27 protein-coding genes are annotated in these 25,972 nt (G+C 70.6%); 12 read left to right on the forward strand and 15 right to left on the reverse strand.

Going from position 1 to position 25,972, the window contains the following annotated elements; all coding sequences use genetic code 11:
- Positions 1-80 precede the first annotated feature (80 nt).
- Together EZM51_RS08480 and EZM51_RS08485 are read left to right on the forward strand one after the other, a co-directional pair.
- Positions 81-647, forward strand: coding sequence for a LemA family protein (locus tag EZM51_RS08480; protein ID WP_136707832.1), 567 nt, complete (start codon positions 81-83; stop codon positions 645-647).
- Between the two features lie 9 nt (positions 648-656).
- Positions 657-1,532 carry a M48 family metalloprotease gene (locus EZM51_RS08485; RefSeq protein WP_136707833.1) on the forward strand — a complete coding sequence of 292 codons (876 nt, stop codon included), beginning with the start codon at positions 657-659 and terminating at the stop codon, positions 1,530-1,532.
- Between the two features lie 229 nt (positions 1,533-1,761).
- On the opposite strand, the gene EZM51_RS08490 is transcribed toward EZM51_RS08485, so the two are convergent.
- On the reverse strand, positions 1,762-2,970 hold the full coding sequence (locus EZM51_RS08490; protein WP_136707834.1) for a crosslink repair DNA glycosylase YcaQ family protein: 1,209 nt from the start codon (positions 2,968-2,970) through the stop codon (positions 1,762-1,764).
- 93 nt (positions 2,971-3,063) lie between these two features.
- Here EZM51_RS08490 and EZM51_RS08495 point away from each other — a divergent pair, with 93 nt between their 5' ends.
- Positions 3,064-4,290, forward strand: a complete 1,227-nt coding sequence (locus EZM51_RS08495) for an AI-2E family transporter (protein ID WP_136707835.1) — start codon at positions 3,064-3,066, stop codon at positions 4,288-4,290.
- A 4-nt stretch (positions 4,291-4,294) separates the two neighbouring features.
- Positions 4,295-5,533, forward strand: a complete 1,239-nt coding sequence (ilvA, locus tag EZM51_RS08500; RefSeq protein ID WP_248305543.1) for a threonine ammonia-lyase — start codon at positions 4,295-4,297, stop codon at positions 5,531-5,533.
- A gap of 70 nt (positions 5,534-5,603) precedes the next feature.
- On the opposite strand, the gene greA is transcribed toward ilvA, so the two are convergent.
- Both greA and EZM51_RS08510 read right to left on the reverse strand, forming a co-directional pair.
- On the reverse strand, positions 5,604-6,095 hold the full coding sequence (gene greA / locus EZM51_RS08505; protein WP_136707837.1) for a transcription elongation factor GreA: 492 nt from the start codon (positions 6,093-6,095) through the stop codon (positions 5,604-5,606).
- 84 nt (positions 6,096-6,179) lie between these two features.
- Positions 6,180-6,590: a DUF4307 domain-containing protein gene (locus EZM51_RS08510; RefSeq protein ID WP_169053839.1), complete on the reverse strand. Its 411-nt coding sequence runs from the start codon at positions 6,588-6,590 to the stop codon at positions 6,180-6,182.
- A 110-nt stretch (positions 6,591-6,700) separates the two neighbouring features.
- Here EZM51_RS08510 and EZM51_RS08515 point away from each other — a divergent pair, with 110 nt between their 5' ends.
- Positions 6,701-7,024, forward strand: coding sequence for a hypothetical protein (locus EZM51_RS08515; RefSeq protein ID WP_211195862.1), 324 nt, complete (start codon positions 6,701-6,703; stop codon positions 7,022-7,024).
- Positions 7,025-7,041: 17 nt separating this feature from the next.
- On the opposite strand, the gene EZM51_RS08520 is transcribed toward EZM51_RS08515, so the two are convergent.
- Entirely contained in the window at positions 7,042-7,842 is an 801-nt protein-coding gene (locus tag EZM51_RS08520) for a hemolysin III family protein (RefSeq protein WP_136707839.1), read from the reverse strand.
- 73 nt (positions 7,843-7,915) lie between these two features.
- On the opposite strand from EZM51_RS08520, the gene EZM51_RS08525 reads away from it, so the two are divergent.
- The 3 genes from EZM51_RS08525 (at position 7,916) to EZM51_RS08535 (ending at position 11,440) form a co-directional block, all read left to right on the forward strand.
- Positions 7,916-8,701 (forward strand): isoprenyl transferase, encoded by a 786-nt coding sequence (locus EZM51_RS08525; protein ID WP_136707840.1) that lies wholly within the window; start codon positions 7,916-7,918, stop codon positions 8,699-8,701.
- Positions 8,702-8,761: 60 nt separating this feature from the next.
- The gene (locus EZM51_RS08530) at positions 8,762-9,880 is read left to right on the forward strand and encodes an aminotransferase class V-fold PLP-dependent enzyme (protein ID WP_248305544.1); all 1,119 of its coding nucleotides are present in this window, start codon (positions 8,762-8,764) and stop codon (positions 9,878-9,880) included.
- A 249-nt stretch (positions 9,881-10,129) separates the two neighbouring features.
- Complete coding sequence (locus EZM51_RS08535) at positions 10,130-11,440, forward strand: PhoH family protein (protein ID WP_248305566.1); 1,311 nt, start codon at positions 10,130-10,132, stop codon at positions 11,438-11,440.
- A 34-nt stretch (positions 11,441-11,474) separates the two neighbouring features.
- On the opposite strand, the gene EZM51_RS20520 is transcribed toward EZM51_RS08535, so the two are convergent.
- Entirely contained in the window at positions 11,475-11,930 is a 456-nt protein-coding gene (locus tag EZM51_RS20520; RefSeq protein WP_169053840.1) for a MarR family winged helix-turn-helix transcriptional regulator, read from the reverse strand.
- A 93-nt stretch (positions 11,931-12,023) separates the two neighbouring features.
- On the opposite strand from EZM51_RS20520, the gene EZM51_RS08545 reads away from it, so the two are divergent.
- Positions 12,024-13,403 carry an FAD-binding oxidoreductase gene (locus tag EZM51_RS08545; RefSeq protein WP_136707844.1) on the forward strand — a complete coding sequence of 460 codons (1,380 nt, stop codon included), beginning with the start codon at positions 12,024-12,026 and terminating at the stop codon, positions 13,401-13,403.
- 44 nt (positions 13,404-13,447) lie between these two features.
- Here the strand turns inward: EZM51_RS08545 and EZM51_RS08550 are convergent, their stop codons facing one another.
- From EZM51_RS08550 to xseA, 6 genes are all read right to left on the reverse strand, one after another.
- Positions 13,448-14,074 carry a pyridoxamine 5'-phosphate oxidase family protein gene (locus EZM51_RS08550; protein ID WP_136707845.1) on the reverse strand — a complete coding sequence of 209 codons (627 nt, stop codon included), beginning with the start codon at positions 14,072-14,074 and terminating at the stop codon, positions 13,448-13,450.
- Positions 14,075-14,204: 130 nt separating this feature from the next.
- The gene (locus EZM51_RS08555; RefSeq protein ID WP_136707846.1) at positions 14,205-15,620 is read right to left on the reverse strand and encodes a class II fumarate hydratase; all 1,416 of its coding nucleotides are present in this window, start codon (positions 15,618-15,620) and stop codon (positions 14,205-14,207) included.
- 74 nt (positions 15,621-15,694) lie between these two features.
- On the reverse strand, positions 15,695-16,351 hold the full coding sequence (locus EZM51_RS08560; RefSeq protein WP_136707847.1) for a carbonic anhydrase: 657 nt from the start codon (positions 16,349-16,351) through the stop codon (positions 15,695-15,697).
- A gap of 78 nt (positions 16,352-16,429) precedes the next feature.
- Positions 16,430-17,071, reverse strand: a complete 642-nt coding sequence (locus EZM51_RS08565; RefSeq protein WP_136707848.1) for a DUF4245 domain-containing protein — start codon at positions 17,069-17,071, stop codon at positions 16,430-16,432.
- Positions 17,071-17,313: an exodeoxyribonuclease VII small subunit gene (locus EZM51_RS08570; protein ID WP_136707849.1), complete on the reverse strand. Its 243-nt coding sequence runs from the start codon at positions 17,311-17,313 to the stop codon at positions 17,071-17,073. Before EZM51_RS08570 ends, EZM51_RS08565 begins: the two co-directional genes overlap by 1 nt.
- A 9-nt stretch (positions 17,314-17,322) precedes the next feature.
- Positions 17,323-18,564, reverse strand: a complete 1,242-nt coding sequence (gene xseA / locus EZM51_RS08575) for an exodeoxyribonuclease VII large subunit (protein WP_136707850.1) — start codon at positions 18,562-18,564, stop codon at positions 17,323-17,325.
- Between the two features lie 108 nt (positions 18,565-18,672).
- Here xseA and EZM51_RS08580 point away from each other — a divergent pair, with 108 nt between their 5' ends.
- Positions 18,673-19,716 (forward strand): 4-hydroxy-3-methylbut-2-enyl diphosphate reductase, encoded by a 1,044-nt coding sequence (locus EZM51_RS08580; protein WP_136708077.1) that lies wholly within the window; start codon positions 18,673-18,675, stop codon positions 19,714-19,716.
- Positions 19,717-19,733: 17 nt separating this feature from the next.
- Here EZM51_RS08580 and EZM51_RS08585 read toward each other — a convergent pair whose 3' ends face one another.
- Positions 19,734-20,336, reverse strand: coding sequence for a DUF6264 family protein (locus tag EZM51_RS08585; RefSeq protein ID WP_136707851.1), 603 nt, complete (start codon positions 20,334-20,336; stop codon positions 19,734-19,736).
- 7 nt (positions 20,337-20,343) lie between these two features.
- Positions 20,344-21,375 (reverse strand): class II fructose-bisphosphate aldolase, encoded by a 1,032-nt coding sequence (fbaA, locus tag EZM51_RS08590; RefSeq protein ID WP_136707852.1) that lies wholly within the window; start codon positions 21,373-21,375, stop codon positions 20,344-20,346.
- Positions 21,376-21,654: 279 nt separating this feature from the next.
- Here fbaA and glpX point away from each other — a divergent pair, with 279 nt between their 5' ends.
- Positions 21,655-22,656, forward strand: coding sequence for a class II fructose-bisphosphatase (glpX, locus tag EZM51_RS08595; protein WP_136707853.1), 1,002 nt, complete (start codon positions 21,655-21,657; stop codon positions 22,654-22,656).
- A gap of 46 nt (positions 22,657-22,702) precedes the next feature.
- Positions 22,703-24,055 (forward strand): MFS transporter, encoded by a 1,353-nt coding sequence (locus EZM51_RS08600; protein ID WP_169053841.1) that lies wholly within the window; start codon positions 22,703-22,705, stop codon positions 24,053-24,055.
- Positions 24,056-24,061: 6 nt separating this feature from the next.
- On the opposite strand, the gene EZM51_RS08605 is transcribed toward EZM51_RS08600, so the two are convergent.
- Together EZM51_RS08605 and rmuC are read right to left on the reverse strand one after the other, a co-directional pair.
- Complete coding sequence (locus EZM51_RS08605) at positions 24,062-24,349, reverse strand: hypothetical protein (protein WP_136707855.1); 288 nt, start codon at positions 24,347-24,349, stop codon at positions 24,062-24,064.
- 186 nt (positions 24,350-24,535) lie between these two features.
- Positions 24,536-25,888 (reverse strand): DNA recombination protein RmuC, encoded by a 1,353-nt coding sequence (gene rmuC, locus EZM51_RS08610; protein WP_136707856.1) that lies wholly within the window; start codon positions 25,886-25,888, stop codon positions 24,536-24,538.
- Positions 25,889-25,972: the final 84 nt, after the last annotated feature.

A 25,972-nucleotide genomic window follows, 5' to 3' on the forward strand; every position in this document is an offset into this window, starting at 1 on the left:
GTGCATCCCGTCCGCCGCTCAGTAGGATGGTGAGACACCGTTCATCCGTTTCGGTCGCGAGAGCGCTAGGAGTCCGTGCCATGGAATGGCTCATCCCCGTCATCATCGTCGTCGCACTCGTGGTGATCATCGGAATCTACCTCTGGGCGACGTACAACTCGCTGGTGACGCTCAACGTGCGCGTCGACGAGGCGTGGAGCGACATCACGGTGCAGCTGAAGCGCCGAGCCGACCTGATCCCCAACCTCATCGAGGCGGTGAAGGGCTACGCCGCCCACGAGAAGGCGGTCTTCGAGAACGTCACGCGCGCGCGAGCCGAGACGCTGCAGGCGCACGGCCCGGCCGAGGCGGGTGTCGCCGAGAACCACATGCAGCAGGCCCTGAAGTCGATCTTCGCGGTCGCCGAGGCGTACCCGCAGCTCCAGGCGAGCCAGAACTTCCTGCAGCTGCAGGCCGAGCTCGTCGACACCGAAGACAAGATCCAGGCCTCTCGCCGGTTCTACAACGGCGGCGTGCGCGAGCTGAACACGAAGATCAAGGTCTTCCCGAACACCCTCTTCGTGCGCAGCCTCGGCTTCCACGAGCGCGAGTTCTTCGAGGTGACGGAGCCTGCGGCGATCGCAGAGCCGCCGCGCGTGCAGTTCTAAGGGCCGGCGTTGTACCGAGCGATCGCCAGGAACAAGCGCAACACCGTCTTCATCATCCTGTTCTTCCTCGTCATCATCGGCGGGCTGGGCTGGCTCGCGTCCGTGGTCTACCAAGACCTCACGATCGTCATCGTGACGGTCGTCATCGCCTCCGGGTACGCGCTGATCCAGTACTTCACCGCCGACAAGCAGGCCATCGCCATGTCGGGCGCCGTCCAACTGCACTCGAAGGCCGACCACCCCAGGCTGTGGCGCACGGTCGAGAACCTGGCGATCACCACCGGATCGCCGATGCCGAAGGTGTACATCATCTCCGATCCCGCCCCGAACGCCTTCGCCACGGGACGCGACCCCGAGCACGCGGTCGTCGCCGCCACGACGGGGCTCCTCGAGATCATGGACGACGCCGAGCTCGAGGGGGTCATGGCGCATGAGCTCGGCCACGTGCGCAACTACGACATCCGCCTCTCGATGATCGTCTTCGGCCTCGTCGTGGCCATCGGGTTCATCTCCGACATGTTCCTGCGCATGACCTTCTTCGGCGGTCGCAACAACAACCAGAACCCGATCATGCTCGTCGTGGGCCTCGTCGCCATGCTCATCGCGCCGCTCGTCGCGAGCCTCGTGCAGCTGGCCGTGTCGCGGCAGCGGGAGTACCTGGCGGATGCCACGGGCGCGATGACCACGCGGCATCCCGATGCCCTCGCCCGCGCGCTCGAGAAGCTCGAAGCGTACGGACGCCCCATGCGCCGGCAGAACTCGTCGATGGCCCACCTCTGGATCGCCGACCCGCTCAAGCCCGGCGTCATCGACCGGCTGTTCGCGACGCACCCGCCGATCCCAGACCGCATCAAGCGGCTCGAGCAGATGGGCGGCGCCTTCTAGGTTCCCAGCCGTCGTGCCGCGCCGGCCGCGCGTGATCCTCACCCCGCCCGCACCCCGCCTTTGCCGCCGTCTGCGGCCCCGTGTGCGCTCGTCTGCGCCGCCCCGACGTCACAACCAGCGGATATACGATCCGACGCGCGGTCGGTCGTGCCTGATCGTCGGCGCGCCGGATCGTATATCCGCTGTTTCGAGCGCGAAGCGCAGCGGTGCACGTCGGCACCGCCCGCGCTCAGGAGGCGGCGAGCTCCGCACGCAGTGCCGGCGCGAGGTCGCCGCGCTCGACGACCTCGATGTCGTCGAGGCCCTGCCACGAGGCAGCACGCCGGAGCACCGGCGTGAGCCGGGCCGCCGTATCGGCCGGAGCCCCGGCCTCGGACCATGCCGACTGCACGCGCAGCACGCGGGACTTGCGGTCGCTCTTCAGGTCGACACGACCCACCAGGTCGTCGCCGATGAGCACGGGCAGCGAGTAGTAGCCGAACCGTCGCTTCGGCTCGGGGGTGTAGATCTCGATGCGGTAATGGAAGTCGAAGATGCGCTCGGTGCGCGGACGGAACCACACCACGGGGTCGAAGGGCGACAGCACGGCGGACGCCTCGAGACGACGCGGACGGCGGGCATCGCGATGCACCCACGTCGGCGTGGGTCGCCCGCCGGTCTTCCACCCGGGCACCTCGACGGGCACGAGCTCACCCGTGTCTTCGAGATCGCGGACCGCGGCGCGCACGCCCGGCCGCTTCATGCGCCAGTAGTCGGCGAGGTCGGCCTCGGTCGCGATGCCGAGGGCGGATGCCGCACGCCGCACGAGCTCGCGCACGGCGTCGGCCTCGGCGGGCGGCTCGCCGAGCAGCTCGGCCGGGAGCGCCTGCTCGGGGAGCGCGTAGACGCGCTCGAAACGGCGGCGCTCGATGCACACCACCTCGCCGACCCGGAACATCCATTCGAGCGTGCGCTTGACGTCGGACCAGCCCCACCACGGACCGCGGCGCTCGTTGGCGTCGTGCTCGATGGCGCTCGCCGGCATCGGCCCGTTCGACTCGAGCTCGCGACGGAGCCAGTCGGCGAGTGCGCGGTTCTCGACGAGCCAGCCGCCCCAGTCGCTCCCGCGCCGCCGGTACTCCTCGCGTCGGAACTCGAAATGCGGCCACAGTTCGCGGGGGATGAAGGCCGCCTCGTGCGCCCAGTACTCGAGCAGGCGGCCGCGCCGGCCATGCGCGAGGCGGTCGAGCAGGGCACGATCGTACGCGCCGACACGGCTGAACGCGGGGAGGTAGTGGCTGCGCTCGAACACGTTCACGGAGTCGATCTGGAGCAGCCCAAGGCGCTCGACGACGCCGCGTACCTGACGGAGGCCGGGTGCCTCGGGCATGGCCTGCCCGAAGCCCTGGGCGGCGAGCGAGATGCGGCGCGCGAGCGCGGGACTGACCGAATCGACCATGGTCCTCCGAGGCTAGCGGCCGCCTCCGACAACGCGCCCGACGGCCGCCGACTGCATGCCGTTCCCCGCATGCCCCGCGCCTAGACTGGAGCGATGACTGAGTCGAACGGTCGGGCTCGGGCCAGGGTGCGGCGGCGCCGACGTTCGGGGGAGCACGCCACGCCCTCCGACGCATCGGCGCATCGCGACGCCTCGGAGTCCGTCCCCTACGGTATGCGCCTCGCCGCGGCCTGGTCGTGGCGGCTCCTGCTCGTGGGCGGAGTGCTCGCGGTCGTCATCTTCCTCATCATCCAGCTCCGATTCATCATCGTCCCGATCCTCGTGGCGGTGCTGATCGGCGCGCTCCTCGTGCCGTTCTCCCACTTTCTCCAGCGACACCGTTGGCCGAGGTGGCTGGCGATCACGGTCGCCATGGTCTCGGCCCTCGCCGTCGTCGGCGGCCTGCTCACGCTCGGCATCACGCAGATCGTGCGCGGCTTCGGCGATCTCGCCGCGCAGTCGCTCGTCGCCTGGGACCAGTTCAAGGCGCTGCTGCTCGCAAGTCCGCTGCACATCACCGAGACGCAACTCAACGACTTCGTCGACCAGGTCTTCGCCTCGGCGCAGCAGGATGGCAGCATCCTCCTGAGCGGCGCCCTCTCCGCCGGGTCGACGGTCGGACACTTCGTCGCTGGCATGCTGCTCGCCATCTTCGCGACGATCTTCGTGCTCATCGACGGCCGGGGCATCTGGAACTGGATCGTCGGTGTCTTCCCGAAACGGGCGCAGGCCGCCGTCGACGGCGCCGGCAACGCCGGCTGGGCGACGCTGCAGAACTTCGTGAAGGTGCAGGTGCTCGTCGCCGCGATCGACGCCGTGGGCATCGGCCTCGGCGCGTTCTTCCTCGGCGTGCCGCTCGCCGTGCCGATCGGGATCCTGGTGTTCCTCGGGTCGTTCATCCCGATCGTCGGCGCCGTCGTCACGGGCGCGCTCGCGGTCTTCGTGGCGCTCGTCTACAACGGCTGGGTGATCGCGCTCATCATGCTCGGCATCGTGCTGCTGGTGCAGCAGGTCGAGGGCCACATCCTGCAGCCGCTCATCATGGGAACGGCCGTGAAGGTGCATCCGCTCGGCGTCGTGATCGCGGTGGCGACCGGTTCGCTGCTCGCCGGCATTCCGGGCGCGCTCTTCGCGGTGCCGGTCGCCGCCGTCACGAACGTCATGATCACCTACATCGCACGCGGATCGTGGAAGAATGCCGCCGGTCCACCGGTGGAGGAGGCGCACTCGCCGCTCTGGCGCACCGTGCCGCAACGACCGGGCTACCAGCGAGGAGATTGAACGCGTGATCACGACCATTCCGGGACCGAGCCTCGCCGAGTTCGAACGGGCGCGCGAGGTCGTGGGCCGAGTGGCCCGGCGCACCCCGATGGAGACGTCGCGGTTCCTCGGCGCCCGTCTCGGGGTGCCCGTGTACCTCAAGTGCGAGAACCTCCAGCGCACCGGGTCCTACAAGCTGCGCGGCGCCTACCATCGCATCTCCTCGCTGAACGCGGCGGAGCGGGAGCGCGGCGTCGTCGCCGCGTCGGCGGGCAACCACGCGCAGGGCGTCGCGTTCGCCGCGCGTGAGCTCGGCATCCGCGCCACGATCTTCATGCCGGTCGGCGTCGCCCTGCCCAAGCTCGAGGCGACCCGATCGTACGGCGCCGACGTCGTGCTGGCCGGCAGCTCGATCGGCGAGACGCTGGAGGCGGCCGCGGCGTTCGCGGCCGAGACCGGGGCCGTCATCATCCCGCCGTTCGACCACCCCGACGTGGTCGCCGGGCAGGGCACCCTCGGTCTCGAGATCCTCGAGCAGGCCCCGGATGCCACGACCATCGTCGTCCCCGTCGGCGGCGGGGGCCTCGCCGCCGGGATCGCGAGCGCGGCCAAGCAACAGGCGGCGAAGGAGGGGCGCCCGCTGCGCGTCATCGGCGTGCAGGCCGAGAACGCGGCGCCCTATGTCGCGTCGCTCGCCGCAGGGGAGCCGCGCCAGGTGCCGGTCGTGCCCACCATCGCCGACGGCATCGCCGTGTACCGGCCGGGCGAGCTGAACTTCGCGATCATCCGCGAGACGGTCGACGAGATCGTCACGGTGTCGGAGGACGACATCGCCCGGGCACTCCTCGTGCTGCTCGAGCGCGCCAAGCTCGTGGTGGAGCCCGCCGGCGCCGTGGCGGTGGCGGCCATCATGACGGGTGCCGTGGTGTCCGACGGACCCGTGGTCGCCGTGCTCTCGGGGGGCAACATCGACCCGCTCCTCATGCAGCGCGTCGTCGCACACGGGCTCGCGGCATCCGACCGCTATCTGACCCTGAGCATCGGGTTGCCCGACCGTCCCGGCCAGCTCGCCCGGGTGGCCGAGCTGCTCGCCGAGGCGAACGCGAACGTCATCGAGGTGCTGCACACGAGGCATGGCTCGGGCCTGCAGATCTCCGAGGTCGAACTGCAGCTCTCGGTCGAGACCCGCGGGCCCGACCACCGCGCCTCGGTCGTGGAAGTGCTGCGGCGGGCCGGGTACGATCCGAAGATCGTCGACGAATGACGAACGGCCCCCTCAGGTGAGGGGGCCGCCGTCCGGTTCGTGTGGGGACCGCGCGAGTGTCTGGCTCGGCTTACTGGCCGCCCCAGGTCTCGACGCCGGTGATCTCGACGGCGATCTCACGCCCGTTCGGCGCGGTGTAGCTCGTCGAGTCGCCGACCTTCAGGCCGAGGATCGCGGCGCCGAGCGGCGACTGCTCGCTGAACACGTCGAGCTCCGAGTCGCCGGCGATCTCGCGGCTGCCGATGAGGAAGCGCTCCTCATCGCCCGCGATGACCGCGGTGATGACCGTGCCGGGCTCGACGACACCCGAGGACTCGGGCGCCTCGCCGACCTGCGCGTGGCGCAGCAGCTCGGTGAGCTGGCGGATGCGGGCCTCCTGCTTGCCCTGCTCGTCCTTCGCGGCGTGGTAGCCGCCGTTCTCCTTCAGGTCGCCCTCCTCACGCGCCGCCTCGATGCGCTTGGCGATCTCCTCGCGACCGTGCGTCGAGAGCTCCTCGAGCTCGGCGGCGAGTCGATCGAAGGCGTCCTGCGTGAGCCAGGTGACGGTGACGTCCTGGGCCATGGTGCACTCCTGGGTTAGACGGGTGGATGGAACGTGTCGGGATAGACATGACGCCCCGACCTCTGCCGGAGCGAATCTCCTATGTTAGCCCAGCCAGCACTGGGAGATCAAACCGGTGTTGGCCTCCCGGGCGACGCGCACCGTCTCGGTGAACGACCGCAGGTGGCGGTCGGAGGCGGGGATCTCGACGACCTTCCAGCCCACGACGGTGAAATCCTCGTCGAGCGCCTGCACGACGCACGCGGTCTCGTTGCCGGGCCGCACCGAGAGCGTCCACGAGACCTCGACGGCGCGGCTGTCGTTCATGAGCACGTAACCGGTGTCGGTGGCCTCGACCGAGGGCCTCGAGCCGTCGAGACCGGCCCAGACGACCCACGCGACGAGCACGATCGCGACGGCGACCGCACCGGCGACGAGCAGGAGTCGATCGCGCGTGCGGTTGGGCCGAGTGCGCCCGTAGCGGGCGTCCAGCGCCTCCGTCTGCTGCCCGGTCACCACGGCTCCATCCCACCTCGATCGTCTAGGCTTGGAATCCAGCCTAACCCGCCCCGCGAAGGGATCCCGATGCTCGCCGTGCCCGCCACTCCCGCCCTCGGACGACGCCCGTGATCGCTGTGGCGGTGCCCTACCTCCTGCGCGCCGAGGAGGAGGAGTTCGACCCCGACCTGGTGACGCCGGGCGTCGTGGGCTTCGTGGCGACGTTCCTCGTCATCGTGGCCGTGGTGCTCCTCATCCTCGACATGGTCCGTCGGATCCGTCGGGTCAACTACCGCGCCGAGGTGCGGCAGCAGCTCGAGGTCGAACGTCTCGAGGCCGAGCTCGCCGCGAGCGGGGGAGAGGGCGCAGGTCCGGATGCCACGACGGCGACGTCCGAGGCCGAGAGGGCCGCGGCATCCGACGACGAGGACGACACCCCGCCGACGCGCTGACGCGCCCGCGACATCCGTCACCCGAGGTGGTAGACGGGGTCGATGGCGATGATCAGGGTCGCCGTCCAGTGCGCCATGAAGGCGAGCACCGTGCAGGTGTGGAAGATCTCGTGGAACCCGAACCGGCCGGGCCACGGGTTGGGCTTCTTCAGCGCGTACACGATCGCGCCGATCGTGTACAGGAGGCCGCCCGTGATCACGAGGACCATCATCGCCACGCTCGCCTCGAGCAGGTCGCCGAGGTACATGACCGCGGCCCAGCCGAGCAGCAGGTACAGCGGCACGTAGAGCCACCGCGGCGCATGGATCCAGAACACGCGGAAGCCGATGCCGACGAGCGCCCCGCCCCAGACGAGGCCGAGCAGAAGCCAGCCCTTGTCGGGCGGCAGCGCGAGGATGGACATGGGCGTGTAGGTGCCGGCGATCAGCAGGAAGATGTTGGCGTGATCGACGCGCTTCAGGAGGACCTTCGTGCGTGGCGTCCAGTCGAAGCGGTGGTAGAGCGCCGACATGCCGAACAGCAGCATCGACGTGACCACGAAGACCGCCGACGACCACTTCGCGGGCGCGCCCTCGGCGAGCGCGATGAGCACGATGCCGGCCACGATCGCGAGGGGGAAGGTGCCCGCGTGGATCCAGCCGCGCCAGGTCGGCTTGGGCTCGGCGTGCGAGAGCGAGTCGTCGAGCAGCGGGATGTTGGGGAGGTCGGGCCCATGCGCCTCGCGTGTGATGGCGGCATCCGCCGTGTCGTCGGGGGCGACGGGGCGGGAGAGCTCCTCGGCGAAGTCGGAGGAATCATCGCGGCGCTCTGGGTTCATGCTCACAGCGTAGGACGTCGTCGGTCACGTTCCGCTGTGAGTGGGCGAGGCGAGGGAGGGGTAGCGTAGTGCCGTGCAGAAGAGCGATCAGCCCCTCGGTCGCGGCCTCCTCTACCGTCTCTACCAGAACCGGCTGAAGCGCGGACTCGACCCGGCCGCGCTACCGCGGCACGTCGCCATGATCATCGACGGCAACCGACGGTGGGCGCGGCAGCTCGGCTACGAGAGCGCCGCACACGGACACCGTGCCGGCGCCGCGAAGATGCGCGAGTTCCTCGAGTGGTGCGACGACCTCGGCATCGCGGTCGTGACGCTCTACCTGCTCTCCAGCGACAACCTCGGCAACCGTCCGACCTCCGAGCTCGCCGACCTCATCGAGATCATCGCCGAGCTCGCCGAGGAACTCTCCCATTACCGCGACTGGCGGGTGCAGCATGTCGGTTCCGACGCGGGGCTCCCCGAGCCGCTCGTCGCCGCGCTCGACGCGGCGGAGCGGCGTACCGCCGACCGGCACGGCATGCACGTGAACCTCGCGGTCGGCTACGGCGGTCGCAAGGAGATCACCGACGCCATGCGCTCGATCGTCGCCGCCCACCACGCCGAGGGACGCAGCCTCGAGGACCTCGCGGAACGCCTCACCCCCGACCTCATCGGCGAACACCTGTACACGGGCGGGCAGCCCGACCCCGACCTCGTCATCCGCACGTCGGGCGAGCAACGGTTGAGCGACTTCATGCTGTGGCAGGCCGCGCACAGCGAGTTCTACTTCGTCGAGGCCCTCGGACCCGACCTCCGGCAGGTCGACTTCCTGCGAGCCCTCCGCGACTACGCGAGCCGCCATCGGCGGTTCGGCGGCTGATCCCGTTCGTCGCGCGCCCCGCGGGTCTGCCATGATATGGCTCGGAGAAGGGGGGCGTCCGTGACGATCGACGCATACATCGCGGGATTCGGCGAGGAGCCCGGCTACCTCGACTACGCCCGGGTCGGTCCGCTCGCGACCTCCGCCGCCGAGGAGAGCATGGCACTCACGCAGGTCCTCCAGCGCGGGCGGCACGGCAGCTTCGACGTGTTCGGTGAGCAGGACGCTCGCGTGCGACGCGCGACCGCCGAGCTCACGGGGTTCCCGGCCGACCAGATCGTGTTCCAGCCGAACACGTCGCAGGGCATCATGCACGCGATGTTCGGCCTCACCGGCAGCGTGCTGCTGTCGCCCGGCGAGTTCCCGAGCCTGCCCATCGCCGCCGTGCGGGCGCAGGAGGCGCTGCACTCGGTGCAGCCCGTGTGGCTCGAGACGGATCACGGCAAGGTCACGCCGGGGCAGATCCGTGAGCAGCTCGAGGCGAACATCGGGGCGGTGGCGGTGAGCCTCGTCGACCCGCGAACGGGCTACCTGTGCGACGTCGAGGGCATCCGGCAGGTGATCGGCGACCGGCTGCTCATCGTCGACGCGATCCAGGGCTTCGGCATCGTCGACGCACCATGGGAGGCCGCGGACGTCGTGCTGTCCGGCGGTCAGAAGTGGTGCCGCGCCGGATGGGGCACGGGCATCATGGCGCTTTCCGAGCGGGCGCTCGAACGGCTCACGCCCGTCTTCTCGGGGTTCACCGGCACCGAGGAGACCGAGCCCTGGGGCGAGGTGCCGCCGCCCGCGCCCGACGCCCGCGCGTACCGGGTCTCGAACCCCGATCCCATCGCCGAGGCGCGGCTCGCCGCCGCCCTGGAGGAGATCACGGCCACCGGCGTCGCCGAGATCAACGCCGTCATCGCCGAGCGGGTGAGCGAGGTGATCGACCTCGCCGACGAGTTCGCGATCGCGGTCGCGTCGTCGCGCGACGAGCAGGAGCGCGCCGGGCTCGTGATCCTCGAACCGCCTGCCGAGCAGGTCACGTTCCTCACCGCTTCGCTGCACAACCACGGCATCACGGCCACGACGCGCCAGTCGCGGGTGCGGCTCAGCGTGCATGCCGCGACGAGCGAGGAGACGCTCGAGATGCTGCGCGCCGCGTTCGTGTCGTACAACACCGCGGCGTCGTACTGAGCCGAATGTGAACGGCAGATGACGATTCGCGTGTCGCTGTCGCGGATCGGGCGCGGGCGACGTAGCGTCTGAGGCATCGGGCAAGGTGCCCGGTCGAGTCGGCTTCGTGAAGCGCTCGTGGGAGGATTCGCCGGCCGGCGCGAGAGCCGAGCGGAAATGCTCGGGGCAGGAGCGGTCGTGGCCTCACTCGAAACCTCCAAGTCCAACGGTCGGATCACAGGGCGTGCCGCGGCACGCCCTGAGGCGTCTCTGCCCGAACGCACGGCGCAGACCGAGCGGACGTACGTGCTCGACACGTCGGTGCTCCTGTCGGACCCCCGGGCCCTGTTCCGCTTCGCCGAGCACGCGGTGGTGCTGCCGGTCGTCGTCATCACGGAGCTCGAGGCCAAGCGCAACGACCCCGAGATCGGGTTCTTCGCACGGCAGGCGCTGCGCATCCTCGACGAACTGCGCATCGAGCACGAACGGCTCGACTTCCCGATCCCCGTCGGCGATGGCGGGTCGCTGCGCGTCGAGCTCAACCACTCCAGCCCGTCGGTGCTGCCGAGCGGGCTGCAGCTCGGCGACAACGACTCGCGGATCCTCGCCTGCGCCGCGAACCTCGCGAACGACGGCGTCGCGGTCACGGTCGTCTCGAAGGACCTCCCGCTCCGCGTGAAGGCCGCGTCGATCGGGCTCGACGCGCAGGAGTACCGCGCCGAACTGGCCCTCGATTCCGGCTGGACCGGGATGGCCGAGCTCTCGCTCGGCGGGGATGACATGGCGAAGCTCTACGAGCACGAACGCATGACGACCGCCGAAGTCGAGGGCATGCCCGTGAACACGGGGCTGGTCATCCAATCCGAACGTGGATCGGCGCTCGGGCGCGTGGTCGGCGAGCGCGAGGTGAAGCTCGTGCGCGGCGATCGCGAGGTGTTCGGCGTGCACGGCCGCTCGGCCGAGCAACGACTCGCCATCGACCTGCTGCTCGACCCCGACGTGGGCATCCTCTCGCTCGGTGGACGCGCCGGCACCGGCAAGTCGGCACTCGCGCTCTGCGCCGGCCTCGAGATGGTGCTCGAGCGCCAGCAGCACAAGAAGATCATGGTGTTCCGGCCGCTCTACGCCGTCGGCGGGCAGGAGCTCGGGTACCTGCCGGGCGACCAGGGCGAGAAGATGAACCCATGGGGTCAGGCGGTGTTCGACACGCTCGGCTCGGTGGTGTCCGACAACGTGCTCGACGAGGTCGTCGACCGCGGCATCCTCGAGGTGTTGCCGCTCACGCACATCCGCGGCCGGTCGCTGCACGACGCGTTCGTGATCGTCGACGAGGCGCAGTCGCTCGAGCGCAACGTGCTGCTCACGGTGCTGAGCCGCATCGGGCAGAACTCGCGCGTGGTGCTCACGCACGATGTCGCCCAGCGCGACAACCTCCGGGTGGGCCGCCATGACGGCGTCGCGAGCGTCATCGAGACGCTGAAGGGGCATCCGCTGTTCGCCCACATCACGCTCACTCGATCGGAGCGCTCGGCGATCGCGGCCCTCGTGTCGGAGATGCTCGATGGGGCCGAACTGACGTAGGGAGCAGCGGGTGACGGCGGGAACCGCCCCGCCGTCACCCGAGGTTCGGGGCGACGGGCTCGCCGGTGTCGAACGTCGTGGCGAGCGTCGAGAGCGCGGCCTGCAGGTCGGCGGTCCGCTCGGGTCCGAGTGCGGCACGGAGTTCGCGGTCGAAGCCGAAGGCGGCGCGCTTCATGTCCTCGAAGGCCGCGCGGCCCTCGTCGGTGAATGCGATGCGCTGGCTGCGCCGGTCGCGTGCGTCCCGCTCACGACGGATGAGGCCGCGCTCCTCGAGGTTGCCGAGGTGATGGCTGAGGGTCGCATCGCTGATGCCGATGGCGCGTGCGAGGTCGCGTTGCGTCGTGTGCACGCCCTCGTCGATGTTGAGGAAGACGAACCAGATCGGACGGTTGACGCCGTGCACGGCGAGCTCGCGATCGAACGCACGGGTGACGATCTGGGTGGTCTCCCACAGGCTCATGCCGAGCGGCGTGCGCGGTCCGTATCTCATGTCCCGACCATACCTCGCTGCTTCGATGCAAAAGCATTTGACGTCGAACGATTCGATACCTAATCTTTCGATATCGAATTGAAGGGACGCGGAATGGCAGGGAATGACGTGCTCGGACGACTGCGGAGCGAGTTGGGCCGGCGGGTGCTGGCGCCCGGCGACGAGGGATTCGACCGAACCGCGAGCATGGTGTTCGCGGGCGACGATCGCAGGCCGATCGCGGTCGCCCGGCCGCGCGACGAACGCGAGGTCGCCGCGGTCGTGACGGTCGCGGCGGAGACGAGCACACCGCTCGGCGTACGCGGCGGCGGCCATGGCTATGCGCGTCACGCGCTCGTCGACGGCGGCATCGTGCTCGACACCCGAGCGTTGGCCGGTGTGCACATCGACGCCGCGCATCGCGTCGGCGTCGCCGGTGGCGGAACGACCGCGGGAGCGTATACGACGGCCGCCGCCGAGCACGGGCTGGCGACCGGCTTCGGTGACACGGCCGGCGTCGGCATCGCGGGCCTCGCCCTCGGCGGCGGGATCGGATACCTCAGCCGACGCGACGGACTCACGGTCGACAACGTGCTCGGTGCCACGGTGGTGCTCGCCGACGGCCGGGTGGTCGAGGCGAGTGACGACGAGGAGCCCGAGCTGTTCTGGGCCCTCCGCGGCGGCGGCGGCAACTTCGGGGTCGTCACGTCGCTGCGGCTGCGGCTGCACGAGACACCGGTCGTGACCGGTGGAATGCTCGCGTTCGAAGCGCGGGGGGCGACGGTGGCCGCGCTCGTCCGGGCCGCGCGCGACGCCGACGACGCGTTGTCGCTGATGGTGAACGTCATGAAGGCACCGCCCGCACCGTTCCTACCCGCCGAGCACCAGGGACGCCCCATCGTGGTCGCGCTCGTCTGCCACTCGGGCCGGCCCGAGCAGGCGGAGCGCGCGCTCGCACCGTTCCGCGCGTCCGGACCGGTGCTCGCGGACCTCATCCGGGTGCAGCCGTATCCGGCGATGTTCCAGGCGGGCCCCGAGCTCTCGGGGAATCGGGCGGCCGTGCGGACCGGGTTCGCCGACGGGTTCGACGCCACCCGTGCAGAACTCGCCGTCGCGCTCGTCGGCGAGGCGCCCACGCCGCTCGCCGTGGTCAACCTCCGGCCGATGGGCGGCGCGATCGCGCGGGTGGCCGAGGACGCGACGGCGTTCGCCCACCGGTCACGGGCGATCATGACGGCGGTCAGTGCGCTCCACCCGGATCCGGCGATGGCGGCATCAGGCGCGGAGTGGACCGCCCGCGCGAGCGCCGCGCTCGACATCGGCGGGCCCGGGTACGTGAACTTCGTCACGGCGAGCGGTGACGCGGCGGCCCGTGCGGCGTATCCCGAGGCGACCCTCCGGCGCCTGGCCGAGGTGAAGCGACGGTACGACCCCGCGAACGTGTTCTCGTCGAACGTGAACGTCGAGCCGGCGGAGGTCGCGGTGGGGCGCTGACCGGCCGACGGCCGGCCCGGAACCGTGGGCCGACGCCGTCGTCGTCAGCCGTAGATCTTCTCGGCGTACGACGGCCCGTAGTACTCCTCGAGCGCCTCGACGGGCTCGTCGGGGCGCTCGAGGGCGTGCGCGATGAGCGCTCGGCGGGGTGCGGCATCCGCGTTCCAGGTCTCGGGCTCCCACGTCTTCGACCGCAGGAACGCCTTCGAGCAGTGGAAGAACACCTCGTCGACCGAGACCTCGAGCACGAGTCGCGGCTCGTGACGGCGCACGCGCATGCGGTCGGCGTACGGGACGTCGCGCAGCAGCCGGGCGCGCCCGTTCACCCGGAGGGTGTCGCCGCGGCCCGGGATCACGAAGATCAGCCCGACGTGCGGGTTCTCGAGCAGGTTGTGGAAGCCGTCGGCGCGTCGGTTGCCGGGTCGCTCGGGTATCGCGATCGTCGTTTCGTCGAGCACGATCGCGAACCCGGCCGGGTCGCCCTTCGGGGAGACATCCGCGTTGCCGGCGGCATCGGCCGTGGCGATGAAGCAGAGCGGGGATGCCGCGATCCACTGTCGGTCGATGTCGTGCAGGGCAGTGCGCACCTTTCGCTGCACCGCGGGCAGCGGGCTCCCGACGATCGCCTCCAGCTCATCGACGGTCGTGACGGGGATGCCTCCGTGATCCATGCCTCCAACCTATGCCCGACGACGACGGTGGTTCACGTCGGCGGTCGGCCGTCTGGACGCGCCCGCGCCACTTCGGCGCCCGCTGCGCCACTCGAGGTGGCGCAGCGGCGCCGAAGCGGCGCAGAGGGAGCTACGACGCCTGCGGCGGCCGCGTCATCGAGAGCAGGTCGAGGGCCGAGTCCAACTGTTCCTCGGTCAGTTCGCCGCGCTCCACGTAGCCGAACTCGATCACGGCCTCGCGCACCGTGATGCCCTTGGCCACCGAGTGCTTGGCGATCTTCGCGGCGGCCTCGTAGCCGATGAGCTTGTTGAGCGGCGTCACGATCGACGGCGACATGCCGGCCAGCTCGGCGGCCCGCTCGACGTTCGCCTCGAGGCCGGTGATCGTCTTGTCGGCGAGCACGCGTACGGAGTTCGACAGGAGGCGGATCGACTCGAGCAATGCCGTGCCCATCACGGGGATCTGCACGTTGAGCTCGAAGGCGCCGGATGCCCCGCCCCACGCGACCGTGGCGTCGTTGCCGATGACCCGGGCGCACACCATGAGCACGGCCTCGGGCACGACCGGGTTGACCTTGCCGGGCATGATCGACGAGCCGGGCTGCAGGTCGGGGATCTGCAGCTCGCCGAGGCCGGTGTTCGGGCCCGAACCCATCCAGCGGATGTCGTTGGCGATCTTCGTGAGGCTCACGGCGATGGTGCGAAGGGCGCCGGATGCGTCGACGAGGCCGTCGCGGTTCGCCTGCGCCTCGAAGTGGTCGGCCGCCTCGGTGATGGGCAGCTCGGTGTCCTGCTGGAGCAGCTCGATGACGAGCTGCGGGAAGCCGGCGGGCGTGTTGATGCCCGTGCCCACCGCGGTGCCGCCGAGCGGCACCTCGGCGACGCGGGGGAGCGCCGTGCGCACGCGCTCGATGCCGAGGCGCACCTGGCGGGCGTACCCGCCGAACTCCTGGCCGAGGGTCACCGGCGTCGCGTCCATGAGGTGGGTGCGGCCGGCCTTGACGACGCCGGCCCACTGCTCGGCCTTTGCCTCGAGCGCGACGGCGAGGTGGTCGAGGGCTGGGATGAGCTCGTCGATGAGCGCGGCGGTCACGGCGATGTGCACCGACGTCGGGAAGACGTCGTTCGAGGACTGCGAGGCGTTCACGTGGTCGTTCGGATGCACCGGGCGACCGAGCTTCTCGGTCGCCCGCGTGGCGAGCACCTCGTTCATGTTCATGTTCGACGACGTGCCGCTGCCGGTCTGGTACACGTCGACGGGGAAGTGCTCGATGAACCCGTGCCGGCCGGCGATGACCTCGTCGGCGGCCTCCTCGATGGCCTTCGCGATGTCGGCGTCGAGCACGCCGAGGCGCGCGTTGGCCTGCGCCGCCGCCCGCTTGATTCGCGCGAGCGCCTGGATCTGCTGCGGCTCGAGGCGCGAGCCCGAGATCGGGAAGTTCTCGACGGCGCGCTGCGTCTGGGCACGGTAGAGGGCCGCCTTGGGCACCCTCACTTCGCCCATCGTGTCCTGCTCGATGCGGTACTCGGCGGCGTTGTCCACCACGGTGTGTTCCCTTTCGGTTGCATGCCGGAGATCCGGCGCGAGCCGCGACTGCGGCGGTCGGTGATCTGCGGCGGTCAGATACGGCCGACGACGATGTCGGTCTCGGCGCGCCCTTCGACGAGGCGGTAGTTCGCGCCGACGATAGCCAGCGTACCCGCCGCGATCGCGTCGCTGATCATCTCGGAGCTCTCGAGGAGCTCGGCGACGGTGTCGCGCAGGTGCTCACGGCCGACGTAGGCGGCATCGACGTTGTCGGGGTCGACGGCCTGACCGGGCCCGGTGCCGGCGACCCGCCGGACGGCCGGCACGATGCGGTCGACGACGCCCGCGATGTGCGGGGGCAGGGGAGCGGCGTCGGGTGCCTGCGACTCGATCGCCGCGCGCACGGCGCCGCACTCGTCGTGGCCCAGCACGAGGATGAGCGGCACCCCGAGCACGCCGACCGCGTACTCGAGCGAGCCGAGCACCGAGTCGGAGATCACCTGGCCCGCGTTGCGAACGACGAACGCGTCGCCGAGACCCACGTCGAAGATGATCTCGGCCGCGAGTCGCGAGTCGCTGCAGCCGAACACCGCGACGAGGGGACGCTGGGCGCCCGCGAGCGAGGTGCGGTGGTCGACGTCCTGGCGCGGATGCTGCGGCTCACCGGCGATGAACCGTTCGTTGCCGCGACGGAGCTCCCGCCACGTCGCGGCCGGAGTCTCGGGACGTTCGGTGGACTGCTCGCTCACGGCGGATCCTCTCGGGTTCGTCGGTGTGGCGTCGGTACGGGTCGTGTCTCGGTGCGGCGTCGATCGTGCGTGGTGCGGTCAGTCCAGGGCTTCGATCGTGGGCACGATCGCCGCCGCGATCGTCTCGAACTCCTCGGGGCTTCCCGTGCCGAGCAGCACGAACGTGCTGCCGCCGGCCTCGGTCGTGAGCCCGTAGCGGGCATTGCCCACGTCGGCATTCGAGCGGCGGTTGTCGTACACCGTCCACTCGATGCCGTCGATGGTGGTGGTGCCCGACGCGAGGGTGCGTGCGAGCAGTTCGGCGACCCACGTGGGGTTGGCGTCGAGACCCTGGTACATGCCGATGTACTCGTCGCCCGGGGTGAGGTAGCCGGCGTACCAGGCCGTGACGTCGTCGACGGCGCTCGTGCGCAGCTCGGCCGCGTTCGCACGCCACCCCTCGGGCAGCTCGGGCACCGCGAGCGGGTCGTCGCTGGCCGCCTGGGCCTGCATCGCGACGGCGGCGACGTCGACGTCGCGGTCGATGGGGGTGTCGCTGCGCGGCACGAGCAGCACGATCACGAGCACGAGGAGCAGGCTCGCACCGAGCGCGAGCACGAGGTTCTTGACGGTCTGCCGCTGGCGGTGCCTGAGGGAGTTCTCGGCCTGCCGGGCCGCGGTCTCCTCAGGCGTCTCGGGCCGGCCGAGCTCGGCGACGACTCGCGGGGTGCGGGCGGCCATCAGCGGACGCCGGGGTCGTCGGATGCCGCGGGCCGTGCCGCGCCGGCGCGGGCGGCGTCGAGGCGCGCCTTCGCGCCGATGAGCCACTCCTCGCAGCGGGCGGCGAGCGCCTCGCCGCGCTCCCACAGCGCGAGGGACTGCTCGAGGGTCGCGGAGCCCTGTTCGAGCTCGGCGACGACCTGCACGAGCTCGTCGCGAGCCTGCTCGTAGCTGAGCTCGGCGACATCCGTGGTGGGGGGCATGCTCACATTCTATTCGGCGGCACCGACCGCCGCGTCGTCCGCCGGCCGGCCCGTGGACACGGCGCCGAGCCGACCCTCGGCGAGGGTGATGCGCAGCGGCGTGCCCTCGGGGGCCTGGTCGGGACGGGTGAGCACGCCGTCGTGGTCGCGCTGCACGATGGCGTATCCGCGGTCGAGCGTGGCCTGCGGCGACAGCGCCCGGAGATGGCCGCGCAGCTCTCCGACGCGAGCGGTCTCGCGTTCGATGCGTCGATCCATGAGCTCGGTGCCGCGGGCGACCCAGCGCGTGAGATCTTCGGCGCGACGATCGACCATCCAGCCGGGGTCGGCGAGCGCCGGGCGGGCGCGAAGGTGCCCGATCCGGTCGATCTCCCGGGTGAGCATCGACGCGAGGCGCATGCCGAGGCGGGCCCGCGCCTGCTCCACGCGGGTGAGCTCCTCGACGACGTCGGGCACGACGCGCTTCGCGGCATCCGTCGGTGTCGACGCCCGGAGATCGGCGACCTCGTCGAGCAGCGGTCGGTCGGCCTCGTGCCCGATCGCGGAGACGATGGGCGTGGATGCCGCGGCCGCCGCCCGGACGACGCGCTCGTCGCTGAACCCCAGCAGGTTCTGGAAGTCGCCGCCGCCGCGCGCGACGATGATGACCTCGACCTCGGGGTCGGCGTCGAGCCGCCGGATCGCCGACACGACCTCGACCGCGGTGCGGTCGCCCTGCACCGCGGCGTAGGCGATGCGGAACTCGACGCTCGGCCAGCGCAGCCGGGCGTTGCGCAGAACGTCCTGCTCGGCGTCGCTGTCGCGCCCGGTGACGAGGCCGACGACGCCAGGAAGGAAGGGCAGCCGCTTCTTGCGCGCGGCGTCGAACAGCCCTTCGGCGGTGAGCTGCGCCCGCAGCCGTTCGAGGCGCTCGAGCAGGTCGCCGAGTCCCACGTGCTTCAGGTCGTAGACCTGCATCGAGAGCGAGCCGCCCTTGACCCACCAGTTCGGCTTCACGAGCGCGACGACGTGGTCGCCCTGCGTGAACTGCTCCGACAGGCGTGCGCGCACCGAGGACCACATCGTGATCGAGATGGTGGCGTCGGCCTCCAGGTCTTTCAGCTTGCCGTACACGTTGCCGCCCGAGACGCCCCACTGGGTGAGCTCGCCCTCGACCCACACCGTGCCGAGGCGATCGAGGTACTCCTTGAGCTTGCCCGACAGGAGCGCGACCGGCCACGGCGCGTCACGTGTCGCCGGTGCATCCGCCATCGAGTGGGTTCCCTCCGTCGCCGCGGCGCTCAGGCCGCCCGTTCAGTATCGCCGCGTAGGATGGACGCCGTGACGAGCACCACGGATGCCCCGCGAATCGGCCTCGGCATGCCCAGGGTGCCGGGCGTGCGCGGCCGGCTCAAGGATATCCCCGTCCCCGGACACAAGCGGGTGCTGCTCGCGGCGCCGCGCGGCTATTGCGCCGGCGTCGATCGTGCGGTGATCGCCGTCGAGAAGGCGCTCGAGCACTACGGCGCACCCGTCTACGTGCGCAAGCAGATCGTGCACAACATCCACGTCGTGACCGAGCTCGAGCAACAGGGCGCGATCTTCGTCGACGAGGTCGACGAGGTGCCAGAGGGTGCGCACATCGTCTTCAGCGCGCACGGGGTGTCGCCCGCCGTCGTGAACGCCGCGGCCGACCGGGGCCTGCACGCGATCGACGCGACCTGTCCGCTCGTCACGAAGGTGCACCGCGAGGCGGTGCGCTTCGCGCGCGACGACTACGAGATCCTGCTCATCGGCCACGAGGGCCACGAGGAGGTCGAGGGCACCGCCGGCGAAGCGCCCGACCACGTCACGCTCGTGAACAGCCCCGACGACGTCGAGAACATCGAGGTGCGCGACCCCGACAAGGTCGTCTGGCTCTCGCAGACCACGCTCTCGGTCGACGAGACGATGGAGACCGTGCGACGCCTGCGCGAGAAGTTCCCGAAGCTCGCCGATCCGCCGAGCGACGACATCTGCTACGCCACCCAGAACCGCCAGGTCGCGATCAAGAAGGTCGCACAGGAGGCCGATCTCGTGATCGTCGTCGGCTCCGCGAACAGCTCCAACAGCGTGCGCCTCGTCGAGGTCGCCCTCGAGTACGGCGCCAAGGCCGCCTATCGGGTCGACTACGCGAGCGAGGTGCAACAGGAGTGGCTCGACGGCGTCGAGACCGTCGGCGTGACGAGCGGGGCATCCGTTCCCGAGGAGCTCGTGAAGGAGGTGCTCGACGCCCTGGCCGACGCCGGCTACGGCGACGTGGCCGAGGTCAAGACGGCCGAGGAGGACCTCATGTTCTCGCTGCCGAAGGAGCTGCGCCGCGACCTGGCCGGCAACCGCGACGCGCGGGCGCTCGGCGGCCGGGCGCGCGTACCGCAGGCCTGACCGTCGCCCGCTGAGCGTCAGGCCCCCGGCCCCATCAGGACCCGAGCGTACTCAGGGTCCGACAGCAGGATCTGCGTCATGATCACGTAGAACACCACGAACGCCACGGCGCCCGCGACGGGGGGCACCCAGAACGCGAGGCGCCGCGCGCGCAGGCGGCGCACCGACCAGGCCAGGGCGATCACCCACAGTGCCAGCTGCACGATGGTCCCGACGAGGATCAGGGTCGGCACCTGCGGACCGGGGACGAAGTCGCGGGCCGGGAGCTCGGTGCCGAGGATCTCCGCCGTCTGGCGGAACGTCTCGGTCGCCACGCTCGGCAGCAGGTTCAGCAGCAGCGCGTTGTAGATCGCGCCGAAGAGGCCGATCACGAGCAGCGCGATGGTGGCGATGCGGTCGCCCCGCCGTTCGGGTCGACCTTCGCGGGCGGATGCCGCGGCCGCATCCCCGGCCGGACGGACCGGCGGTGCGGCCATCTGCGGCGCCGGGTCCGACGTCTGCTCGCCCGTGGGCGGCTGCCATGTCCACCCCTCGGGCGCGTACTCGCCGTACTGCGGACGCGGGCGTTCGTCGCGCCCGGCGGACTCGTCGGGCGTCCCCGGGGCGTGCGGCTGCGACATCCGGAACCTAGGCGCTGATCGAGTGGCCGGCCGAGCCGAGCTGCCGCGTCGACTCGACGACGCGCGCGGCCATGGCCGTCTCGGCGACCTTGCCCCAGGCGCGCGGGTCGTACTGCTTCTTGTTGCCCACCTCGCCGTCGACCTTCAGCACGCCGTCGTAGTTCGTGAACATGTAACCGGCGATCGAGCGCGTGAACGCGTACTGCGTGTCGGTGTCGATGTTCATCTTCACGACGCCGTTCCGCACCGCCTCGGCGATCTCCTCGTCGGTCGAGCCCGACCCGCCGTGGAAGACGAGGTCGAGCGGCTTCTCGCCGGTGCCGTACTTCTCGGCGAGGCCGTCCTGGATCTCCTTCAGCAGCCCGGGGCGGAGCTTGACGTTGCCGGGCTTGTACACGCCGTGCACGTTGCCGAAGGTGAGGGCGGCCATGTAGCGGCCCTGCTCGCCGAATCCGAGCGCCTCGACCATCGAGACGGTGTCCTGCAGGGTCGTGTAGAGCGCTTCGTTCGAGCCCTCGTGCCGGACGCCGTCCTCCTCGCCGCCGACCACGCCGATCTCGACCTCGAGGATGGCGTTGATGGCCTTCATGCGGGGCAGGATCTGCGTGGCGATCTCGAGGTTCTCGGCGAGCGGCACGGCCGAGCCGTCCCACATGTGCGACTGGAAGATCGGGTTGCGGCCGGCCTTGACCTCCTCCTCGGAGGCGGCGATGAGCGGGTACACGAAGTCCTCGAGTGCCGGCTTCGGGCAGTGGTCGGTGTGCAGTGCCACCGTGACGGGGTAGGCCTTCGCGACCTCGTGCGCGAACTTCGCGAAGGCGAGCGCACCGGCCGCACGCGCCTTCACCGTGTGACCCGCGAAGTAGTCGGCCCCGCCCGTGGTCACCTGGATGATGCCGTCGGAGCCGGCCTCGGCGAGCCCCTGGAGCACCGCGTTGAGCGTCTGCGAGGAGGACACGTTGATCGCCGGGAAGGCGAAGCCCCTCGCCTTGGCGGTGTCGAGCATCTGTGCATACTGCTCGGGCGTTGCGATGGGCATACCTGCTCCTTCGGAAGTGTCTGGGTCGCGTCGAGTCTATCGAGTTGCCGAGCACTGCTCATCTGGCGACGGATGCCGCGGACGTCATCTGGCGACGGATGCCGCGGACGACCGCCGTGACCGGTGCGATCGGAAAGATCGCACGATCTTTCACGCCGATTCGTCCCGAACTCCGCCGCTGAGCGTGGGGTCCTCGCATAGTCTCGAAGCGACGCCGCCGCACCACACGACGCGGGATCCGGACGTCGACGCCTGACCACGTTCCAGGAGGACCCCTCGATGGTGAGCACCGATACCGCAACCATGTACCTGCATCCCGATCGCAATATCGCGCTCGAGCTCGTGCGGGCCACCGAGGCGGCCTCGATCCGCTCGTACCCGTGGATCGGCCGCGGCGACAAGCTCGGCGCCGACGGCGCCGCGGTCGACGCCATGCGCGCGTTCCTCGGCACGGTGGACTTCGACGGCGTGGTCGTCATCGGCGAGGGCGAGAAGGATGACGCGCCCATGCTCTTCAACGGCGAGCGCGTCGGCAGCGGCCGCGGCCCCGCCTGCGACATCGCCGTCGACCCCATCGACGGCACGACGCTCACCGCGGAGGGACGCCAGAACGCGCTGTCGGTCATCGCGGTGGCCGACCGGGGCACCATGCTCGACGCGTCATCCGTCTTCTACATGGACAAGATCGTGACGGATGCCGCGGGCAAGGGCGTCGTCGACATCCGCAAGCCCATCGGCGAGAACCTGCGCGCGCTCGCCGCGGCGAAGGGCAAGGACGTGGGCGAACTCCGCGTGGCGGTGCTGAACCGTCCGCGTCACGCGCAGCTCATCGCCGACATCCGCGCGACCGGGGCCGGGACCCGCCTCATCAGCGACGGCGACGTGGCCGGCGGCATCAACGCGGCCCGATACGAGTCGCGGATCGACATGTGCGTCGGCATCGGCGGAAGCCCCGAGGGCATCACGACCGCGTGCGCCATCAAGGCGCTCGGCGGGTTCATGCAGGGCCGCCTCGCCCCGAAGGACGACGCCGAGCGCGAGCGCGGCGAGGCCGCCGGGCTGGACTGCGACAAGGTGTACGAACTCGACGAGCTCGTGCGCAGCGACAACACGTTCTTCGTCGCCACGGGCGTGACCGACGGCGAGCTCGTCGACGGGGTGCGCAGGAAGGGCCCGATCATCCGCACCGAGAGCATCGTGCTGCGCGGCAAGTCGGGCACGATCCGCCGCATCGTCGCCGACCACCTCGTCGAGAAGTGGCTGGACAAGGCCGACCGCTGACCGGATGCCGCGGGCGGATGTCCGCGGCTCACGTCAGAATGGGCGGATGACTGTCGACGCCGCTCGCCTCCCGCGCGCACTCCGGCCGTTCTCGTCCGGCCAGTACCGTCTGCTCACCGTCGCGCTCGCGGCGTCGCTGCTGAGCGCCGGAGCATGGATCGTCGCCGCCGTCTGGCAGGTCGTGCAGCTCGGCGGCACGCCCATCGACCTCTCGTTCGTGGCGGTCGGGTCGAGCCTCGGGCTCGTGATCGCCGTACTGTTCGGCGGCGTCGCGGCCGACCGAATCCCGCAGCGACGCATCCTGCTCGCCGTCGAGATCGTGCGCGGCGCCGGGTTCGGCGTCGCGGCGCTCCTCGCCGCGGCGGGCGTCATCGAGGTGTGGCACATCGCCGTCATCTCGTTCGCGCTCGGCATCGCCGACGGCTTCTTCTACCCGGCGTACTCGGCGTGGCTGCCGGCGATCCTGCCCGAGGAGCAGCTGCTCGCCGCGAACGGCGTCGAGGGCGTGTTGCGGCCCGCGGTGATGCACGCTGCCGGCCCGGCCCTCGCCAGCGGCCTCATCGCGATGCAGGGGCCGTGGCTGGCGTTCGCGATCGTCGCGGGGTTGCAGCTGGTCGCCGCGTCGGTCCTCGGCGTCATGCGCACCACGGCCGTGCGTCGCGACTTCGGCGACGCCGCGGTGCATCCGATCCGGCAGCTGTTCGTCGACCTGCGCGACGGGTTCGCCTACCTGCTGCGCACCAAGTGGCTCTTCGCCACGCTCGCGTTCGCCATCGTGCTCGTGTTCCTCATCATGGGGCCCATCGAGGTACTCCTGCCATTCGCCGTGAAGGATCAGACCGGCGGCGGGGCGGGCGCCTTCGCGCTCGCGCTCGCGGCATTCGGCGTCGGCGGCGCGGTCGGCTCGCTCGCGGTCGCGTCGATGCGGATGCCGCGGCGGTACCTCACCCTCATGATCCTGGCGTGGGGGTTCGGATGCCTCCCGCTCGCGGTCATCGGATACACGTCGTGGCTCTGGGTGATGATCGTCGCCCTGTTCATCTGCGGGCTGCTCTTCTCGGGTGCACAGGTCGTGTGGGGCACGCTGCTGCAGCGCCGGGTGCCGCCGTCGATGCTGGGCCGCGTGTCGAGCCTCGACTTCTTCGTGTCGCTCGCGCTCATGCCCATCTCGATGGCGGTCGCCGGGCCGGTGGGCGAGTGGATCGGGCTGGGGCCCGCGTTCCTCATCGCCGGCATCGGTTCTCCGCTGCTCGCCATCGCGACGCTGGCGTTCGCGAGGCTCGGCCGCGACGAGCTGGAGCACCCGCTCGACGGTGAGACGGATGCCACGATCGTCACCGGTGCCGAGGCGGCCGCCGGCTTGGAGCCGCCGGTCGACGAGCCGCATCCGGCGGGCTGATCTCCATCATGGCTCCTCGGTCGACGACGTGCGCCTGAACCGCACGTACCAGACGCTCATCAGTGCGCCGGCCGTCAGGTAGGCGGAGTGCAGCACCCAGATCGGACCGATCGGAAGGCTGTACACGTAGATGGAATGCACCACGTTCGCGACATTGACGAGCACGAGATTGCCCGGGCTGTAGGAGCTCAGGTCTCTCGTGCGTGCCGCCTTGACGAGCATCGGGAGGAAGCTCGCCACGAAGATGACCGTGGAGAGCGACCCGGCCACGAGGGGGATCGCCGTGAGGGACATCGTCGACTCCTTCCGCGGAGCGACGCACTGAGCGGCGCTCCTACAGGAAGGTCGACGCTGGGCACTCGTTCTCGACGTGGGCGCGCCGGCCCACGCTGCCCGGAATTCAGGACCGCGCTCGGAAGGTGGTTCCTGTATTCCGGACCCGGGCAGCGGTGGCCAGCCGTCGTTGCGGGCGGGCGGGCGTCAGTCGCGCTTGGCGGCGTCGGGCGACTCGAGTTGGCGACGGAGTTCGGGGTCGAGATCGACGCCCGCGCCGGCGACGAGCTCGTAGGCCGTCAGTTCGCGCGGCGCCTCTTCGATGCCCTGCAGGGGGGCCAGCACCTTCGACTCGTCGAGCGCGCCGAGCTTGCGGGCGGTCGGCAGTACCTGACGCTCGAGGGAGCCCACGAACGCGTTGTAGTCCTTCACGCTGCGCTCGATGGTGCGGCCGAGCTTCTCGATGTGACTCGCCGTCGTGGCCAGCCGTGAGTACAGTTCGCGGCTGAGGTCGAACAGCGTCTTGGCCTCGTTGGTGAGCACGTCCTGCTGCCACGAGAACGCGACGGTCTTGAGCACCGACCAGAGTGTCACGGGGGACGCGAGCGCCACGCGCTTGGCGAACGCGAACTCCATGATGCTGGGGTCGGCCTCGAGCGCGGCTGAGACGAGCGACTCGCTCGGGATGAACGCGATGACGAGTTCGGGTGAGGCGTCGAGGCCATTCCAGTAGCCCTTCGAACCGAGCGCGGTGATGTGGGCGCGCACCGCCTGCACGTGCTGCTTCATGAAGTCTGCGCGGCGCGCTGCGTCCGCCCCGTTCGCGGTCGCGGGGATCTGGCTCGCCTCGAGGTAGGCGTTGAACGGCACCTTCGCGTCGACGGCGATCGACTTGCCGCCCGGCAGGCGAACGACCATGTCGGGCCGGCCCGAGCCCGAGTCGCTCGAGATGCTCGACTGCACGTCGAAGTCGACGCGCTCGACGAGTCCTGCGGCCTCGACGACGCTGCGCAACTGCGTCTCGCCCCAGACACCGCGCGTGCTGTTGGAGCGCAGCGCCGAGGCGAGCGCCTCGGCCGTCGAGCGCAGCCGCTCCTCCGACTCCGCCGCCGACTTCAACTGCTGGGCGAGCTCGCCGTGCTGGAGGTTGCGCTGCGACTCGAGGTCGGTGACCTTCGCCTGCATGTCGGACAGCGACTGCTTGACGGGCGCGAGGGCCTGCAGCACGCGGCTCTCGGCCTGTTCGCGGGCCTCACGTGCCTGCTGCTCGGCCCGGTGCTGCTCGACGAGCTCGCGATGCTGCTGCTGGGCGGCGACGATCTGCTCGCGCAGCAGCTCGGCCGTGGCCTGGGTCGCCGCAAGTTCCTCGCGGAGCAGTGACTTCGCGGACTCCTCGGCGGCGCGTACCTCGGCGAGCTGCGCCTGGTGCAGCGCCTCGACGAGTGCCGGGTCTTCGGCCGCGGGCGCGTTCGCCGCGCGGCGCGACGACACCACGGCGACGCCGAGGCCGCCGAGGATCGCGCCGACGAGGAGGCCGATGACGAGTGCGAGGAGGTCCATGCCGACAGTGTCGCAGCGGCCGCCGACATCGGCGCCGAGGCGCGGCCGGTGTGCGCTGGGAAACGCCCGATCGAGGGGTCGAGC

Source organism: Agromyces sp. H66 (assembly GCF_004959775.1).
Lineage (GTDB): Bacteria > Actinomycetota > Actinomycetes > Actinomycetales > Microbacteriaceae > Agromyces.